19 protein-coding genes and 3 tRNA genes are annotated in these 15,373 nt (G+C 63.0%); all 22 read right to left on the bottom strand.

The window, feature by feature from the left end:
* Positions 1–819: elongation factor Tu (tuf, locus tag ACYQ6T_RS02740; RefSeq protein ID WP_459827259.1), on the bottom strand; the 819-nt coding region annotated here is incomplete at its 3' end.
* A gap of 37 nt (positions 820–856) precedes the next feature.
* Positions 857–931, bottom strand: a tRNA-Thr gene (locus ACYQ6T_RS02735).
* A gap of 17 nt (positions 932–948) precedes the next feature.
* Positions 949–1,022 (bottom strand) — tRNA-Gly (locus ACYQ6T_RS02730).
* 30 nt (positions 1,023–1,052) lie between these two features.
* Positions 1,053–1,137 (bottom strand) — tRNA-Tyr (locus tag ACYQ6T_RS02725).
* Between the two features lie 83 nt (positions 1,138–1,220).
* A complete protein-coding gene (gene dnaB / locus ACYQ6T_RS02720) occupies positions 1,221–2,597 on the bottom strand; it encodes a replicative DNA helicase (RefSeq protein ID WP_459827256.1) in 1,377 nt (458 codons plus the stop codon).
* Between the two features lie 68 nt (positions 2,598–2,665).
* Positions 2,666–3,112 (bottom strand): 50S ribosomal protein L9, encoded by a 447-nt coding sequence (gene rplI / locus ACYQ6T_RS02715; RefSeq protein WP_459827253.1) that lies wholly within the window; start codon positions 3,110–3,112, stop codon positions 2,666–2,668.
* A 14-nt stretch (positions 3,113–3,126) separates the two neighbouring features.
* Entirely contained in the window at positions 3,127–3,363 is a 237-nt protein-coding gene (gene rpsR, locus ACYQ6T_RS02710; protein WP_459827275.1) for a 30S ribosomal protein S18, read from the bottom strand.
* A gap of 2 nt (positions 3,364–3,365) precedes the next feature.
* On the bottom strand, positions 3,366–3,692 hold the full coding sequence (locus ACYQ6T_RS02705) for a primosomal replication protein N (RefSeq protein WP_459827250.1): 327 nt from the start codon (positions 3,690–3,692) through the stop codon (positions 3,366–3,368).
* A gap of 7 nt (positions 3,693–3,699) precedes the next feature.
* A complete protein-coding gene (gene rpsF / locus ACYQ6T_RS02700; RefSeq protein WP_459827248.1) occupies positions 3,700–4,095 on the bottom strand; it encodes a 30S ribosomal protein S6 in 396 nt (131 codons plus the stop codon).
* A 75-nt stretch (positions 4,096–4,170) separates the two neighbouring features.
* On the bottom strand, positions 4,171–4,740 hold the full coding sequence (gene pgsA, locus ACYQ6T_RS02695) for a CDP-diacylglycerol--glycerol-3-phosphate 3-phosphatidyltransferase (protein ID WP_459827245.1): 570 nt from the start codon (positions 4,738–4,740) through the stop codon (positions 4,171–4,173).
* A 12-nt stretch (positions 4,741–4,752) separates the two neighbouring features.
* Positions 4,753–5,619 (bottom strand): SPFH domain-containing protein, encoded by an 867-nt coding sequence (locus ACYQ6T_RS02690; RefSeq protein WP_459827242.1) that lies wholly within the window; start codon positions 5,617–5,619, stop codon positions 4,753–4,755.
* Positions 5,609–6,097: an NfeD family protein gene (locus ACYQ6T_RS02685; protein WP_459827239.1), complete on the bottom strand. Its 489-nt coding sequence runs from the start codon at positions 6,095–6,097 to the stop codon at positions 5,609–5,611. The genes ACYQ6T_RS02690 and ACYQ6T_RS02685 overlap by 11 nt, the downstream gene beginning before the upstream one ends.
* Complete coding sequence (gene uvrC, locus ACYQ6T_RS02680) at positions 6,094–7,959, bottom strand: excinuclease ABC subunit UvrC (RefSeq protein ID WP_459827237.1); 1,866 nt, start codon at positions 7,957–7,959, stop codon at positions 6,094–6,096. The genes ACYQ6T_RS02685 and uvrC overlap by 4 nt, the downstream gene beginning before the upstream one ends.
* Positions 7,960–7,962: 3 nt before the next feature.
* Positions 7,963–8,895, bottom strand: a complete 933-nt coding sequence (gene nagZ, locus ACYQ6T_RS02675; protein WP_459827234.1) for a beta-N-acetylhexosaminidase — start codon at positions 8,893–8,895, stop codon at positions 7,963–7,965.
* Positions 8,888–9,307 carry a holo-ACP synthase gene (gene acpS / locus ACYQ6T_RS02670; protein ID WP_459827232.1) on the bottom strand — a complete coding sequence of 140 codons (420 nt, stop codon included), beginning with the start codon at positions 9,305–9,307 and terminating at the stop codon, positions 8,888–8,890. Before acpS ends, nagZ begins: the two co-directional genes overlap by 8 nt.
* Positions 9,304–10,083 (bottom strand): pyridoxine 5'-phosphate synthase, encoded by a 780-nt coding sequence (locus ACYQ6T_RS02665; protein WP_459827230.1) that lies wholly within the window; start codon positions 10,081–10,083, stop codon positions 9,304–9,306. Before ACYQ6T_RS02665 ends, acpS begins: the two co-directional genes overlap by 4 nt.
* Before the next feature lie 3 nt (positions 10,084–10,086).
* A complete protein-coding gene (recO, locus tag ACYQ6T_RS02660; protein WP_459827227.1) occupies positions 10,087–10,737 on the bottom strand; it encodes a DNA repair protein RecO in 651 nt (216 codons plus the stop codon).
* Positions 10,738–10,750: 13 nt separating this feature from the next.
* Positions 10,751–11,671, bottom strand: a complete 921-nt coding sequence (gene era / locus ACYQ6T_RS02655) for a GTPase Era (RefSeq protein ID WP_459827224.1) — start codon at positions 11,669–11,671, stop codon at positions 10,751–10,753.
* Complete coding sequence (rnc, locus tag ACYQ6T_RS02650) at positions 11,671–12,378, bottom strand: ribonuclease III (protein ID WP_459827221.1); 708 nt, start codon at positions 12,376–12,378, stop codon at positions 11,671–11,673. The genes era and rnc overlap by 1 nt, the downstream gene beginning before the upstream one ends.
* On the bottom strand, positions 12,375–12,755 hold the full coding sequence (locus ACYQ6T_RS02645) for a DUF4845 domain-containing protein (RefSeq protein WP_459827218.1): 381 nt from the start codon (positions 12,753–12,755) through the stop codon (positions 12,375–12,377). Before ACYQ6T_RS02645 ends, rnc begins: the two co-directional genes overlap by 4 nt.
* A 10-nt stretch (positions 12,756–12,765) precedes the next feature.
* A complete protein-coding gene (lepB, locus tag ACYQ6T_RS02640) occupies positions 12,766–13,554 on the bottom strand; it encodes a signal peptidase I (RefSeq protein ID WP_459827216.1) in 789 nt (262 codons plus the stop codon).
* Positions 13,555–13,560: 6 nt separating this feature from the next.
* Positions 13,561–15,354, bottom strand: coding sequence for a translation elongation factor 4 (gene lepA / locus ACYQ6T_RS02635; protein ID WP_459827214.1), 1,794 nt, complete (start codon positions 15,352–15,354; stop codon positions 13,561–13,563).
* Between the last annotated feature and the right edge of the window lie 19 nt (positions 15,355–15,373).

Genomic DNA, 15,373 nt, shown 5'->3' with positions numbered 1-15,373 from the left:
CGCGCGCCCTTCATCGAGGAGCTTGCGGAACATCTCAACGCCCGTGACGGTGGTCTTCTGCGTGGGACGAAGGCCGACGATTTCGACTTCGTCGCCCACGCGCACCGTGCCGCGCTCGACGCGTCCAGTGACGACGGTACCACGACCGGAGATCGAGAAGACGTCTTCGATCGGCAGGAGGAAGGGTTTGTCGATGTCGCGCTCAGGGGTGGGGATGTAGGTGTCGAGCGTCTCGGCGAGTTTCAGGATCGCCGGTTCGCCGATTTCGCTTTGGTCCCCTTCAAGCGCTTTGAGGGCCGAGCCTTTGATGATCGGGGTGTCGTCGCCCGGGAAGCCGTACTGGTTGAGCAGGTCGCGGACTTCCATTTCAACGAGTTCGAGGAGCTCAGGGTCGTCCACCATGTCGCATTTGTTGAGGAAGACGACGATGTAGGGTACGCCCACTTGCCGCGCAAGGAGAATGTGTTCGCGGGTCTGAGGCATCGGGCCGTCAGCAGCGGAAACGACCAGAATCGCGCCGTCCATCTGGGCAGCACCCGTGATCATGTTCTTGACGTAGTCGGCGTGCCCCGGGCAGTCGACGTGGGCGTAGTGGCGGTTCGCCGTTTCATATTCGACGTGCGCGGTGTTGATGGTGATCCCACGCGCCTTCTCTTCCGGCGCCGCGTCGATCTCGTCGTATTTCTTCGCTTCACCACCAAAGCGCTTCGCCAGCACCGTGGTGATCGCCGCCGTCAGCGTCGTCTTCCCGTGGTCAACGTGCCCAATCGTCCCCACATTGACGTGCGGCTTCGTCCGCTCAAATTTTGCCTTGGCCATGAATTACCCCTCTACTGTTGCCGCAAGCGAATCTAACTGGTGCCCATGACGTGGATCGAACACGTGACCTCTCCCTTACCAAGGGAGTGCTCTACCACTGAGCTACATGGGCCCTTGTTTCTTACCGACTGGAGCGGGTGAGGGGAATCGAACCCCCGTCTTAAGCTTGGAAGGCTTCTGCTCTACCATTGAGCTACACCCGCTCAAACCCGCAATCTGTCCAGCCTGAATTCTGGTGGAGGGGGTAGGATTCGAACCTACGAAGGCTGAGCCGGCAGATTTACAGTCTGCTCCCGTTGACCGCTTGGGTACCCCTCCGAGAGAACCGGCATTATGCCGTTTTTTTCGGGAGCGGTCAACTCCCTCGCACCGCGAAGCCGCCGGTGGCAAGCACCCGGTCGCTAAAAATCGCCGCCGGCACTGTAGTTTTCGAACCGGGTGTATTCACCGAAGAAGGCAAGCCGAATCGTGCCGGTGGGGCCGTTACGGTGTTTGGCGATGATGATCTCTGCGGTCCCCTTGTCGGGACTGTCGGGGTGGTAGACCTCGTCGCGGTAGATGAACATGATGATGTCAGCATCCTGTTCAATCGCCCCCGATTCCCGCAAATCCGACATCACCGGCCGTTTGTTGGGCCGCTGCTCGAGACTGCGGTTGAGTTGCGAGAGCGCAATGATCGGCGTATTGAGCTCTTTGGCGAGCGTCTTGACCGAGCGCGAAATTTCGGAGAGTTCATTGGCGCGGTTGTCGCTCTCCTTGGCCCCCACCATCAACTGCAGATAGTCGATCACCACGAGCCCCAAGCGACCGCCAAATTGGCGCGCGAGCCGCCGTGCGCGCGCTCTGAGGTCGATCGGGTTGAGGCCGCCCGTCTCATCGATGTAAATCGGGGCGTCGTAGAGCTTGCCCATCGCGGCGGAGAGCCGTGCCCAGTCATCGTCCGTCAGTTTCCCACGGCGCAGCCGCTGCAGGTCGATTCGCCCGACAGACGCGAGAAAGCGCATTGCGAGCTGCGTTGCGGGCATCTCCATGGAAAAGATCGCGACGGGCAGTTTCTGATGGAGCGCCACATGCTCTGCGATGTTGAGCGCAAAGGTGGTCTTGCCCATCGCGGGGCGGCCTGCGACGATGATCAAATCGCTGGGTTGAAGCCCGGCCGTCTTTTCGTCGAGATCGAGATAACCGGTTGCGATCCCCGTCACATCGTCGGCGGCATTGCGGTCGAAGAGCTCCTGAACGCGGTCGACCACTTGCTTGAGCGCCGTGCCGATCGAAATGAAGCCGGTGATCGCCCGCGCCCCCGCTTCGGCGATTTCGAAGATCTTCGCTTCGGCCTCATCGAGGATCGTTTTCGCGTCGCGCCCCATCGGGGCGAGCGCACTTGCCGCGATCTCGTCGGCCACGGCGATGAGTTTACGCAGAATCGCCCGTTCGCGAATGATTTCGGCATAACGCCGAACGTTGGCAGCCGAAGGGGTCTGGTTGGCCAATTCGGCAAGATAGGCCATCCCCCCCGCCGCGTCCGCCTCGCCACTCTTTTGCAGCGACTCGAAGACGGTCACGATGTCCGCGGGTTTCCCTTGGCCGATCAGTGCCGAGATGTGGCGGAAGATTCGGCGGTGTTCGTCGCGATAGAAGTCCTCTGTCGAGACCAGGTCAACGACCCGCTCCCATGCTTCGTTATCGAGCAGCAGTCCGCCAAGCAGCGACTGCTCGGCCTCAAGAGAATGGGGAGGCAAGCGCAATGCAGAAGAATCGAAACCGCTGGGTTCGGTCATTTTTTGCCCCCTTCAAAGGAAAAAGGCAGCCGCAGCTGCCCTCTTCCGGAAGCAAGCAAAACGAAGAATCACTCGCCCAGAACGGCGACGTGAATTTTTGGACGCACATCGGCGTGGAGGTAGATCTCGATCTCGACCTCACCCACCGCCTTGATCGGCCCCTCAGGCATGAGGACCTGACCTTTCGCGACCCCATAGCCCATGCGGTTGAGCTCTTCGGCGACGTCGATGTGGGTGACCGAACCGAAGAGCCGGCCGTCGACGCCCGCTTTGCGCACGATCTGCAGCGTCAGCCCCTCGATCCGGCTGGCCAACGCTTGCGCCTCAGCCAAACGCTCGGCCGCTTGCCGCTCGAGTTCGGCACGCCGGGCCTCGAATTCGGCGATGTTTTCCGGGGTGGCCCGCTTCGCCTTGCCTTGGGGGATGAGGTAGTTACGGGCATATCCCTCTTTGACGGTGACGATATCCCCGAGATTGCCCAAGTTGGGTACTTTATCCAGCAGAATGACTTGCATCGTCGGGCTCCCGATTATTTGTGCTGATCGGTGTAGGGCAACAACGCCAAGAAGCGGGCGCGTTTGATCGCCAACGCCAACTGGCGCTGAAAGTACGACGATGTACCGGTGATCCGCGCCGGCATGATTTTGCCCGTTTCGGTCAAATACTCTTTCAGGGTGTCGATATCTTTGTAATCGATCGTTTCGACCCCTTCCGCCGTAAAGCGGCAGAACTTACGACGACGCGCGTTGCGTCCGCCTTTTGCCATGTTCATCGTGCTTTCCTTTCGTCATCATTGTTCGTGCGTACTGCGACGAGATGAAACCGCAACTGCTGCCCCCCTTTGCGCCGCGCGGCAACAAAACCTTCGGCGTCGATCTCAACCCCTAAAGGAAGCGCATCCATTGCGCGAGCCGTTTCCCCCATCGCAATCCAGCGGAATCGGAAATCGGTTTCCCGCGTACCGCCCGCCTCCTGCTGTCTGGAGCAGTGCCAACCCTCTCCCTCACTCACCGCGAGCCCTGCTGGGGTGTAACGCAACACATCCCGCGCCGTGACCGCGAATGAGAGGTGAAAGCGGTTGAGCTTCCGCTCCACAAACGGCTTACTCCTCTGCCGTCGCCGGTGCCACCACCTGTTCTGCCCCGGCAGTGGTGCTGGGGTCAAGAAGTGACCGCGCTTTTTCCCCCTTCATCATCACCGAGGGCTCGGTGACAGGGCCTTCCATGCGGATGGTGAGGTGACGGAGGATTGCGTCGTTGAAGCGGAAGGCGGTTTCGAGCTCTTGCAGCGTTTCGAGGTCGCACTCGATATTCATCAAGATGTAGTGCGCCTTGTGGATCTTTTGAATCTGATAGGCGAGATGCTTGCGGCCCCAGTCTTCGAGACGGTAGATCTTGCCGCCGCGCTCGGTAATCAGTTTGCGGTACCGTTCGACCATCACGGGAACGTTTTCCGACTGGTCGGGATGGACCATGAAGACGATTTCGTAGTGACGCATGTAAACTCCTTCTGGATGTGAACAACCACAGCCTCCCCAAAGAGGGTAAGGCAAGGAACCGGCCATTTTACCGGATCAGCCTTTGTCGCGCAAGACTGGCCACGCGGAGCGCAGATAGTGGACCATCGAAACGATCGTTAGAAGCGCGGCGACCCACAAAAGCCCTTGCCCCCAAGGAAGGGGATGAAAAGGACCCACCGGATCGGCGTAGAGGAGGAAAGGAATCGCGGTCATCTGCGTCGCCGTTTTGAGCTTCCCGACAAACGCGACTGCAACGGTTCGCGATTCACCGACCAGCGCCATCCACTCGCGGAGTGCCGAGACGGTGATTTCGCGCCCAATGATGATGAGCGCAGCGACGGCGTGCGCCCGATCGAGGTCGACGAGCACGACGAGCGTTGCCGCGACCATCAGCTTGTCGGCAACCGGGTCGAGAAAGGCACCAAACGCCGACTGCTGCTGCAGACGCCGCGCGAGAAAACCGTCGAGCCAGTCGGTGACGCTCGCGGCAACGAAGAGCACCGTCGCGAGGAGATTCGCCCGTTGCGTTTCAATCCAGCCCGCGGGAAGATAGAAGAGGAGAACGACGAGCGGTATCGCAGCGATTCGCAAACTGGTCAGCGCGTTGGGCCAATTCCACCGCATCGAATCCACCTGCTACCGCTGGACCGACTGTCCGGACCGACCGAAAAGCCCCCGAACCGCCTCGTGCAGGTCACCCGGCAATACCAAGATCTTGGCGTTGCCGGAGTTGGCGACTTGGGCAAGGGCGGAGATATATTTTTCCCCAAGGAGATAACGGATCGCGGTGTCGTTGGCCGCCGCCTCGGCAACCCGCCGGATTGCCTCGGCTGACGCAGCGGCAAGGGTCACTTGCGCCTGCGCGTCGCGCTTCGCCGCCTCGAGCCGCGCCTCTGCTTCCAGAATCGCTGCCTGTTTCGCCCCTTCTGCACGCGTCACCGTCGCTTTCCGTTCGCGCTCTGCAGCCGCCTGCATCTCCATCGCCTGTTGCATCGAGGGCGACGGGTTGATGTCCTGGATTTCGACGGTCTTCACCGTCACCCCCCAGTCGACCGCATCATCGGCGATCGATTCGCGCAACCGTACCTTGATCTGCTCGCGGCTGGAGAGCGCCTCATCAAGCGTCATCTCGCCGATGATCGACCGCAAGGTGGTCATCACGAGGTTGCGGATCGCGTCCATAAAATCGACCACACCGTAAGCGGCGCGCACCGGGTCGGTCACTTTGATGAAGGCGATTGCGTTGGTGCGGATCACGGCGTTGTCCCGCGTGATCACCTCCTGCTCCTGCACGTCGAGGATGATGTCTTTGGTCACCAACCGGTAGGCGACGGAATCGAGGTACGGGATGATGAAGTTGAGCCCCGGCCGCAGGGTCTTGAGGTACTTTCCGAGCCGCTCGACGATCCACTCCTCTCCTTGCGGCACGGTGCGGATCCCTTTGGCCAGGGTTACGACGACAAAGAGGATGAGAACAATCAGGACGACCAGTTCAGCGTTCATCGCACACCTCCTTGTTGCGCGGGCGAAGGGAGGCTACCAGAAGTTCGCCCCCCTCGACCGCCACGACTTGAACCCGTTCCCCTGCAGCGATCGTCGTCTCCGCGCGACAGGGCCAACGGTCACTCCCCAAGACCGGTTTTTGGAGCAAAACCTCTCCCCGTTGAAAGGGGGCAACGGGCCGGGTCAAGAGTCCCACCTCACCAACGATGCTCTGCGCATCAGTCACCGTATCGGCCGCTGTCCGATGCTCATGGGGGCGCCAGACGCGAAACCAGAGGACGAGGAGAAACACCGCGACGGCGAGCCAGAGCGCCAGCTGCCCGGTCAGCGAAAGCGGCACCACAAGGAGCGCCACACCCACCACGACCCCCGCAACGCCGAACCAGATGATGACGAACGACGGCACAACGAGTTCCAGCGCCATCAGCATCAACCCGGCGACAACCCAATGCCACCACAGGAGCTCTGTTGCGATCACTGACCCTCCTTGTGCGGTGCAGCCTCCCCGTGGAGGGCATTATAGAGGATCGTCGCGATCTTGCGATCGATCCCCGGGACCCGCAAGAGGGCATCGAACGGTGCCGAACGGACCCCTTCAAGGCTGCCAAATGCGGCAAGAAGCGCACGGCGGCGCTTCGGTCCAATCCCGGGGATCTCCTCGAGCCGCGTGCGCGAGCGCGCCGGCGCCCTACGCGCGCGGCTGCCGGTTAGGGCAAAACGGTGCGCTTCGTCGCGAATCTGTTGAATGAGGTGGAGCGCCGCGCTCGTTGCCGGAAGGGTCCGCTCCGCACCGTCGGCGCGGACCAGCCGCTCCTCTCCCGCGCGCCGCTCCGGACCTTTGGCAACGCCCACCAACCGGTCGCTGCCGACGCCCAGGTCCGCGAGCGCTTCTGCCGCCGCCCGCACCTGACCGATCCCTCCGTCGATGAGGATGAGATCGGGCAACGACGCCCCATCGGCAAGGAGCCGTGCGTAGCGGCGATGAACCGCCTGCGCGATCGCCGCGTAGTCGTCGCCCGGGGTGATGCCACGGAGCGCAAAGCGGCGGTAGTGTTTGGGTTGCATGGTGCCGTCACGCCAGACGACGCAGCTCGCCATCGCTGCCTCGCCAGCGTGGTGGCTGACGTCGAACGCTTCGATCCACTCAGGAGGCCGCTCGAGCAGCACCCACCCGGCAAGTTCGTGCCACAACCGCTCGGCCGCTGCCCCTTGCCGCCGCGCGTCAGCCTGCCGTGCCGCGAGCGCAACGCGGGCGTTCTCGAGCGCCATCGCGACCCACGCCCGTTCGATCTCACTTTTTGCCGCAACGACGGCGACGGTTTGCCCGCCCGTTGCTGCTGCGAGCGTCTCGCGCATCCAAAGGAGCCATTCGGGATCAGCGGGCGAGACAATGATCCGCTCCGGAAGCGGCTGATCGGTGTAGTGGCGTTCGATGAACGCCGCAAGGAGATCTTCGGGGGGAGCCGCTTCATCTGCGCCGTTGGTTTCGAGAAAGAATGTGCGGTCCCCCAGGTGGTGTCCGCCGCGCACCGCCCCCCACGCCACTGCCGCCACGCCCTGCTCGATCACCGCGACGAAGATATCGACCTGCTCGTCACGCCGGCTATCGATCGCCTGAGCCTCGCGCAGCTGCTGCAGCTGGCGGATGCGGTCACGGAGCTGCGCAGCCCGCTCAAACGCCCACGCGTCACTCGCCGCCTGCATCGCGTCAGTCAGCTCGGCGATCAGCTCGGAGCTCTTCCCCGAGAGAAACTGGACCGCCGCCCGAACCTGTTCGCTGTACTCCTCGGCACTCACGCGCCCGACGCACGGTGCGGTGCAGCGGCGAATCTGATGGAGCAGACAGGGGCGCGTGCGATGGGCAAAGACAGTCTCTTCGCAGGTGCGCAGTTGAAAAATCTTCTGGATCCACTGGATGCTTTCGCGCGCCGAGACGGCGTTGGGGTAGGGGCCGAAGTAGCGCTCCCCCGCCTTGAGGGGGCCACGGTAGTAGTAAATTCCGGGGAACGGCCCGCTGCTGATCCGCAGGTAAGGGTAACTCTTGTCGTCACGAAAGAGGATGTTGTACTTCGGTTGCAGTGTCTTGATGAGGTGGTTCTCAAGGATCAGCGCTTCGGCTTCGCTGCGCACCACTGAGAATTCGATCGCGGCGATCCGCGCCACCATCTGGGCAATCCGCGGACTGGGCAGATCGGCGCGGAAGTAGCTCGCAAGGCGCTTTTTGAGGTTCTTCGCTTTGCCAACGTACAACACCTGCCCCGCGGCGTCGAACATACGGTAGACACCCGGTGCTTCGGGAGCGGTGGCGAGAAAACGCTTCGCGTCAAACGGCTCGCCCATCGCTTACCACTCCGCAAGGAGCGTGTCGATCGCCGTAAAATCGTTGCACGCGAGCGCCACGTCCCCGCCCGCTGCGAAGAAGGCGCGCCCGCGGTCGCTCAGCCCTTCGCCTGCCCAGCGCGCGGCAGCCATCCCGAGGTCGTCCGAGACGATCCAGCCGGTAAAGCCAAGCCGCCGGCGCAAAACCTCCTGAAGCCAAAAAGGGGAAAAGGCCGCGGGCGCATCGTCACACGCGGGAAAACGGACGAGCGCCGCCATCACCCCGCACGGGGGCCAAGCGCTGGTGCTCATCCGTTCCACCAGCGCCGCGTAGGGACGAAGATCGTTGGCAAGCGCTGGCCACGCCCGGGGGTCCGAGGGGAGCGTCTCGTGGGAGTCCTCGACCACCCCGCCGTGGCCGGGGAAGTGTTTGAAGACGGGAATCACGCCCGTGGCGAGCAACCCCTCGGCAAAAGCAAGCGCGAGCGACGTGACCACCGTCGGATCAGCGGCAAAGGCCCGGTCGCCGATCACGCGGGAGCGGCCATCATCGAGGTCGACGACCGGGGCAAAATCGACGTCGATGCCGTACCGGGCGAGCTCCCGTCCGGCCAATTCGCCCCAGTGGCGCGCCTCAATCACCGCTTGCTCAGGGTCGAGCGCCCAACGCTCCCCCAGCGTGCGCATCGCCGGCAACGCAGTGAACCCCTCGCCGCGAAAACGTTGCACCCGCCCCCCTTCGTGGTCGACGGCGATCACCAGGTCGTCGCGCAGCAACCGGATCTCCGCGGTGAGCGCAACCACTTCCGCCCCTGTCTGGCCGTTGCGGGAGAAGAGGACCACACCGCCGACCGCAGGGTGGTGGAGCCGCTCGCGGTCGGCAGCAGTGAGCGTCGTCCCCTCGACGCCGATCCACCAGCGCGGTCGGAGGATGACAATCTCCCTTCGGTTACCCACGGCTCACTCCTTCGATCACGACGAAGGCGAGCGCATGGTTGAGTTCGTCGCTCAGCGAAAGGTGCGCCCGCACCGCGCCACGCGCCGCAAAACGCTCCGCGAAGCGCTCAGCAAAGCGCCACTCGGGGCGGCCGCGTTCGTCGTGGGTCACGGCGAGGTCGTGAAACGAGAGCGCGGCACCGATCCCCGTCCCCCAAGCCTTCGCAAACGCCTCTTTCGCGGCAAACCGCTTCGCGAGAAAGCGGCTCGCGATCTGCTCAGCCGCCTCGTCAGCACACCCCGCAAGCCGCGTGGCAAGCTCCTCGGCTTCGCCGTCAGTCAGAATCCGCGCGGCGAAGCGGCGACCGTGGCGTTGCCACAACCGGGCGACACGCGCGATCGCGACGAGATCGACCCCGACACCCAAGATCATCGGGCTACCGCACCAACACCCCCGTCGCCGCGCAGCAGCGGCGACGTGATGAGCGCCTTCATTTCGCGCACCGCTTGCTCGAGACCGACAAAGAGGGCACGGCTGACGATCGCGTGACCGATATGGAGTTCCGCAAGTCCCGGAAGCATCGCGACCGGCGCGACATTCGCGTAGTTGAGCGCGTGCCCGGCGTTGAACTGCATCCCGGCAGCGCGAATCGCCTCGCCTGCCTGCGCAAGGAGCGCGAGCTCCCTTTGGGTCGCGGGGTGGTCGGCACGACGGCCATGCGCCCAGAAGGCGTGCGCATAGGGGCCGGTATGGAGCTCGCAGACGGTCGCCCCCACTGCCGCCGCCGCTTCGATCTGCTGGAGATCGGGGTCGATGAAGAGGCTCACCCGGATACCAGCCTCGGTGAGACGCGCGACCACCTCCGTCAAGCGCTTCTGCTCGGCAACGACGTTGAGCCCCCCTTCCGTCGTGATCTCTTGCCGCCCCTCCGGCACCAGTGTCACCATCTCGGGACGCAAGCGGCAAGCGATCGCAACCATCTCGTCGGTCGCCGCCATTTCAAGGTTGAGCCGAACGTGGACCACCTCACGCAGTTGCCAAACGTCGCGATCCTGGATGTGGCGGCGGTCTTCCCGCAGATGGACGGTGATCACGTCGGCACCCGCCAGTTGCGCCACCGCTGCTGCCCAGACAGGATCGGGCTCGTAAGTTCGACGCGCTTGCCGCACCGTGGCGACATGATCGATATTGACGCCCAACTCGGCCATTGTTTACCCCTTTCCGTTCTTCAGCCATTCCCGCATAAAGGCGCGCGTGCGCAGCGGCTGCCCCTCCAGACAGTGGTCGATCAGCGCCCGCAACCATGGTTTGATCTCCCGGGCGACGATCGGCGCCCCCCATTCGCCCCGCTCGAGTGCCGCAAAAGCCTCGGCGGAGACCGCAACGCCCACTGGACCCTGCTCAGGCCAATGAGGCGCGTGACCTGTCGCCTTGAGCGACGCCCATTCAAATGCACGCAGAACCGGTGCCGGTGCTGCTCCCGACGCGAGCGCTGCGATCGCCTGATCGTAGGCGTCGAACCACTCCGGGTGGGGAACCTCGCGCGGCGCAAGGCGCAACACCAGCTCGTTGAGGTAGTAACCGCACCAGAGAGCGTCGCCCACGATCGGCGCCACCCCACCGAGCCACTCGGCGGCCGTCAGGGTCAACACCTCACCCCGCCCCGACCAGCGGAGCATGAGCGGTTGGAACGGGAGAAGGACTGAACGGAGCATCGAATGGGGCCGTTTCGCCCCCTTTGCGACGAGCCACAACCGGCCATGGTCGCGCGTCCAAGCGTCAATCCTAAGGCTCGTCTCCCGCCACGGCTCGCTGTGGAGCACATACCCGCGACTGCTGCCACTGCGCCGCTCGCCACCCATCGTCCGTGTGCCGTTACCCGTCTAACCCTAATTCACGCAACGCCCGAGGGTCATCCGCCCACCCCCCACGCACTTTGACCCAGACGTCGAGATAGACCGACGCGTCGAGGAGCTCCTCAAGCTCTTTGCGCGCCTCTGACGCAATCCGCTTGATCCGCTCCCCCCCTTCGCCGATCACGATCGGCTTATGCGCCTCCCGTTCGACGATAATTTCGGCCCAGATCCGCCGCAGCCGCCCCTCCTCCTCAAAGCGGCGAATCTCCACGGCGATCCCGTAGGGGAGCTCGTCGCCGAGGAAGCGAAAGAGCTTCTCACGTAGATATTCGGCAGCAAGGAAGCGCTCACTGCGGTCGGTGATCGCGTCAAGAGGAAAGATCGGTTCCGATTCCGGCAGGTAGCGGAGGATCGTGCGCACGAGGTCGTCGAGGTTGCGGTTCTTTTCCGCTGAGATGGGAACGATCTCGGCATAGGGGAAATCGCGGGATCGCTCAGCGATAAAGGGGAGCAGCAGCTCTTTCCGTGGCAGGCGATCGACTTTGTTGATGACGAGAAAAACGGGCGTCGTTGCGGGCAGGAGCCGCAGCACCCGCTGATCGTCGGCGGTCCACTTCCCCGCTTCGATGACGAAAAGCACAAGGTCGACGTCGGCAAGCGCCTGGGTGACAACGCGATTCATCGCGTGGTTGAGCAGCCGCTTGTGGCGTGTCTGAAACCCCGGTGTGTCGACGAGGACGATCTGCCCCTCGTCGGTGGTGACGATCCCGTGGACGCGGTGGCGCGTCGTCTGCTGTTTTTTGGATACGATGCTCACTTTGGCACCCACCAGGGCGTTCGTGAGCGTCGATTTGCCGACATTGGGACGCCCGACGACCGCAACAAAACCGGCGCGATAGGGCTGCGCTTCGCCAGAAGCGGTCTGCTGTGGCCCATTCATCATGATGCTCCTTCGCTCGTCGCGCGTAATCCGTCGAGCAGAATCGCCGCAGCGGCCTGCTCGGCACGGCGGCGACTCCCCCCTTCCCCTTCGGCGCTGACATTGAGCGCGTCACTCACCACGCGGACGCGGAAGTGCTGCGCATGCGCCGGCCCCTTGGCCTCGAGAAGATCGTACCGCGGTGGCGGCAGGTGGCGCGCCTGAAGCCACTCTTGGAGCGCCGTTTTGGGATCTTTGAGCGTCGCAAGGTCGCCGATCTGGTTGAGCTCCTCGCCAAACCACGCTTCGACGCGCGTCGCGACAGCCTCAAACCCTGCGTCGAGAAATAGCGCCCCGACGAGCGCTTCGAAGGCGTCAGAAAGGATCGACGGCCGGCGATGCCCTGCGCCCCGCCGTTCCCCCTCGCCGAGAATCAGCCAGTCGGGAAGTCCGAGCCGTTCCGCAAGGCTCGCCAACGTCTCCTGCCGCACGAGACGAGCGCGGGCGCGCGACAGATCCCCTTCACTCGCTGCAGGGAAACGGCGGTAGAGGAGCGCCGCAACCGCCCCGCCGAGCACGGCGTCGCCCAAAAACTCCAACCGCTCATTGTGCGGCTCACCCGCCGAACGGTGGGTGAGCGCCTGCCGGACCAACGCCGGTTGCGTGAAGCGGTGGGCAAACGCCTGCTCCACCTGGTGGAGGGTGGCGACGAAATCGCTGCGACTCATCGGGGGGCGCTGGCTTCAAAGGTGAAGAGCAGACTCACGTTGGCAATGAGCGGCAGCACTTTTTCGTAAGCGACTCGCACGGTGTAGCCCCCCTCAGCGTTCTTGCGAATTTCGAGGTCGCGCGCCGAGACCGAGGTAATGTAGTCGGCGCTCGCCCGGCGATCAAACGCCTGACGAATCGCTTGTGGTTCACCCTCGGCTGCTGCCGCGGTCACCGCCCGCCGGATCGCCCCATACTCGGTGTAAAAAGGGACGATGCGCATCGCCAAAATGATCACCACCCCGGCAATCGCCCCCCAGAAAAGGACTGCGAGAAGGGAAAAACCCCGCGCAGACCTCCGGCTCACCCCTAGCCCTGCTTGCTTGGTGCTGCCCATCGTGCTCCTCCTACTTGAAGCTCCCGATCCGCGATAGATCACCGAAGTGGAACCAGATCAGAAACGCCTTCCCCACCAGATTTTCATCCGGAACGAAACCCCAGACGCGCGAATCGCTGCTGCCGTCGCGGTTGTCCCCCAAAACGAGGTAGTGTCCTTCGGGGACGGAACAGCTAAACCCGCGGCGGTGGTAGGTACAGAGTTCGCGGTAGGGGAAATCGACCCGATGGGTGACGTAGGGCGGAGCGTTGTCGTCCCAAATGATCGTGTGGTCCCGATCCCCGAGCTTCTCAAGCCATTGAACCCGGTAGTCGCGTCGATCGGGCATCAAATAATCGGGCAACCGCTCGAGCGGCACGGTGGTTCCGTTGATCCGCAGCCGCTTGTCGATGTACTCGACGTAGTCGCCCGGAAGCCCCACCACCCGTTTGATGTAGTCGAGCGACGGATCGACCGGATAGCGAAAGACCACCACGTCACCCCGCTGCGGGGAACCGGTCTCGACCACCTTCTTTTTCACCACCGGCAGGCGAATCCCGTAGGCAAACTTGTTCACCAAGATGAAGTCACCCGGCAAAAGGGTCGGAATCATCGACCCTGACGGGATCTTGAAGGGCTCGACGACAAAGGAGCGCAACAGGAAGACCGCCAAGAAGACACCAAAGAAGCTCGCCCCGTAGTCGACCCACCACGGATCGGGCGCATCGGGCGCACGCCGCCGTCGCGCGTAGAAGCGGTCAAAGCCCCACAAAATTCCTGTGACCAGCGTCAATAAGAAGAGAATCAGCTCAAAATCCATCGCCGCTCACGCTTCATCGGTCCGCAATACCGCGAGGAACGCCTCCTGCGGGATTTCGACGCTGCCCACCTGTTTCATCCGCTTTTTACCTGCCTTTTGCTTCTCCAGCAGCTTCTTCTTGCGGGTCACATCGCCCCCATAGCACTTCGCCAACACGTTTTTACGCAACGCCTTGATCGTCTCCCGCGCGATGATGTGGGAGCCAATCGCGGCTTGAATCGGTACGTCGAACATCTGCCGCGGAATCAGTTGCCGTAACTTCACCGCAAGCTCCCGCCCCCGCTGCTGCGCCATGCTGCGATGAACGATCAGCGACAGGGCATCGACCCGCTCGCCATTGACCAGAATATCGAGTTTGACGAGGTCAGCCGCACGGTACTCCTTGAACTCGTAATCGAGCGACGCGTACCCGCGCGACACCGACTTCAACTTGTCGAAGAAATCGAGCACCACCTCGTTGAGCGGTAGATCAAACCGCACTTCGACCTGCCGACCGTGGTAGCGCAGGTCTTGCTGGATCCCCCGCTTCTGATTGCAGAGGGTGAGCACGGGTCCGAGATAGTCCTGGGGTACGAAGATGGTGGCAGAGATGATCGGCTCACGAATCTCTTCGATCTGCCCCGGATCGGGTAACTTCGCCGGATTTTCGACGCGAAAGACCTCCCCTTTGCGCGTCACCACCTCATAGACGACCGACGGCGCGGTGGTGATGATCTCTTGATCGAACTCGCGTTCGAGCCGCTCCTGGACGATCTCCATGTGCAGGAGCCCGAGAAAACCACAGCGGAAACCAAAGCCGAGCGCCTGAGAGGTTTCGGGCTCAAACTGAAGCGCCGCGTCGTTGAGTTTCAGTTTTTCGAGCGCCTCGCGCAGCTGATCATACTCGCTCGACTCCACCGGATAGAGTCCGGCAAAGACCTGCGGTTTGATCTCGCGAAAGCCAGGGAGGGGCTCCGCCGCCGGCTGCACCGCCGACGTGATCGTATCCCCCACTTTCGCCTCGGAGAGGAGCTTCACGCCGGCGATCACATACCCGACTTCGCCACACTCGAGGCTCTCCCGCTCGACCGCTTTGGGGGTAAAGACGCCAACGCTGTCGATGCGGTGCTCCGCGCCGGTAGCCATCAACCGGATCGCGTCGCCGCGCGCGAGCCGCCCGTCGACCACCCGCACGAGCATCACCACCCCGACGTAGTTGTCAAACCACGAATCGACGACGAGTGCGCGGGGGGGAGCGTCGGGATTGCCGCGCGGCGGAGGAACTTTCGCAACGACCGCTTCGAGAATCTCCTCGATCCCCACACCGTTCTTCGCGGAGGCGGCAATCGCGTCACCAGCGGGGATACCGATCACCTCTTCGATCTCCTCTTTCACCCGCTCCGGTTCCGCCTGAGGAAGATCGATCTTGTTCACCACCGGCACCACCTCGACGCCGAGGTCGATCGCCAGGTAACAGTTGGCTACCGTCTGGGCCTCGACCCCCTGGGAGGCATCGACCACCAGCAGCGCCCCTTCGCACGCCGAAAGCGAGCGGCTCACTTCGTACGAGAAGTCGACGTGCCCCGGAGTGTCGATGAGGTTCAGCTCATAGACCTTCCCGTCTTTTGCCCGATAGGAGAGGGTTGCGGTCTGCGCCTTGATCGTGATCCCGCGTTCCCGCTCGAGATCCATCGAGTCGAGCACCCGGTCTTGCATCTCGCGCGCCTCAAGCCCGCCGCAAAACTGAATCAGGCGGTCGGCAAGGGTCGACTTCCCATGGTCGATATGGGCGATGATCGAAAAGTTGCGGATATGGTCCATGGTGAGCAGAAAAAGGCCA

The sequence above is a fragment of the Hydrogenophilus islandicus genome (assembly GCF_054657095.1).
The sequence above is the reverse complement of the archived record's forward strand: the minus strand, read 5'-3'. Positions and strand labels throughout refer to the sequence as shown.

Bases quoted from the DNA above. Each gene is read 5' to 3' on its own strand.
- acpS (WP_459827232.1), bottom strand. From the start codon at position 9,307: ATGATCTTGGGTGTCGGGGTCGATCTCGTCGCGATCGCGCGTGTCGCC.
- uvrC (WP_459827237.1), bottom strand. From the start codon at position 7,959: ATGGGCGAGCCGTTTGACGCGAAGCGTTTTCTCGCCACCGCTCCCGAA.
- ACYQ6T_RS02665 (WP_459827230.1), bottom strand. From the start codon at position 10,083: ATGGCCGAGTTGGGCGTCAATATCGATCATGTCGCCACGGTGCGGCAA.
- era (WP_459827224.1), bottom strand. From the start codon at position 11,671: ATGAATGGGCCACAGCAGACCGCTTCTGGCGAAGCGCAGCCCTATCGC.
- pgsA (WP_459827245.1), bottom strand. From the start codon at position 4,740: ATGCGGTGGAATTGGCCCAACGCGCTGACCAGTTTGCGAATCGCTGCG.
- rplI (WP_459827253.1), bottom strand. From the start codon at position 3,112: ATGCAAGTCATTCTGCTGGATAAAGTACCCAACTTGGGCAATCTCGGG.
- lepA (WP_459827214.1), bottom strand. From the start codon at position 15,354: ATGGACCATATCCGCAACTTTTCGATCATCGCCCATATCGACCATGGG.
- rpsR (WP_459827275.1), bottom strand. From the start codon at position 3,363: ATGGCAAAAGGCGGACGCAACGCGCGTCGTCGTAAGTTCTGCCGCTTT.
- ACYQ6T_RS02690 (WP_459827242.1), bottom strand. From the start codon at position 5,619: ATGAACGCTGAACTGGTCGTCCTGATTGTTCTCATCCTCTTTGTCGTC.
- dnaB (WP_459827256.1), bottom strand. From the start codon at position 2,597: ATGACCGAACCCAGCGGTTTCGATTCTTCTGCATTGCGCTTGCCTCCC.
- ACYQ6T_RS02645 (WP_459827218.1), bottom strand. From the start codon at position 12,755: ATGGGCAGCACCAAGCAAGCAGGGCTAGGGGTGAGCCGGAGGTCTGCG.
- recO (WP_459827227.1), bottom strand. From the start codon at position 10,737: ATGGGTGGCGAGCGGCGCAGTGGCAGCAGTCGCGGGTATGTGCTCCAC.
- rpsF (WP_459827248.1), bottom strand. From the start codon at position 4,095: ATGCGTCACTACGAAATCGTCTTCATGGTCCATCCCGACCAGTCGGAA.
- lepB (WP_459827216.1), bottom strand. From the start codon at position 13,554: ATGGATTTTGAGCTGATTCTCTTCTTATTGACGCTGGTCACAGGAATT.
- rnc (WP_459827221.1), bottom strand. From the start codon at position 12,378: ATGAGTCGCAGCGATTTCGTCGCCACCCTCCACCAGGTGGAGCAGGCG.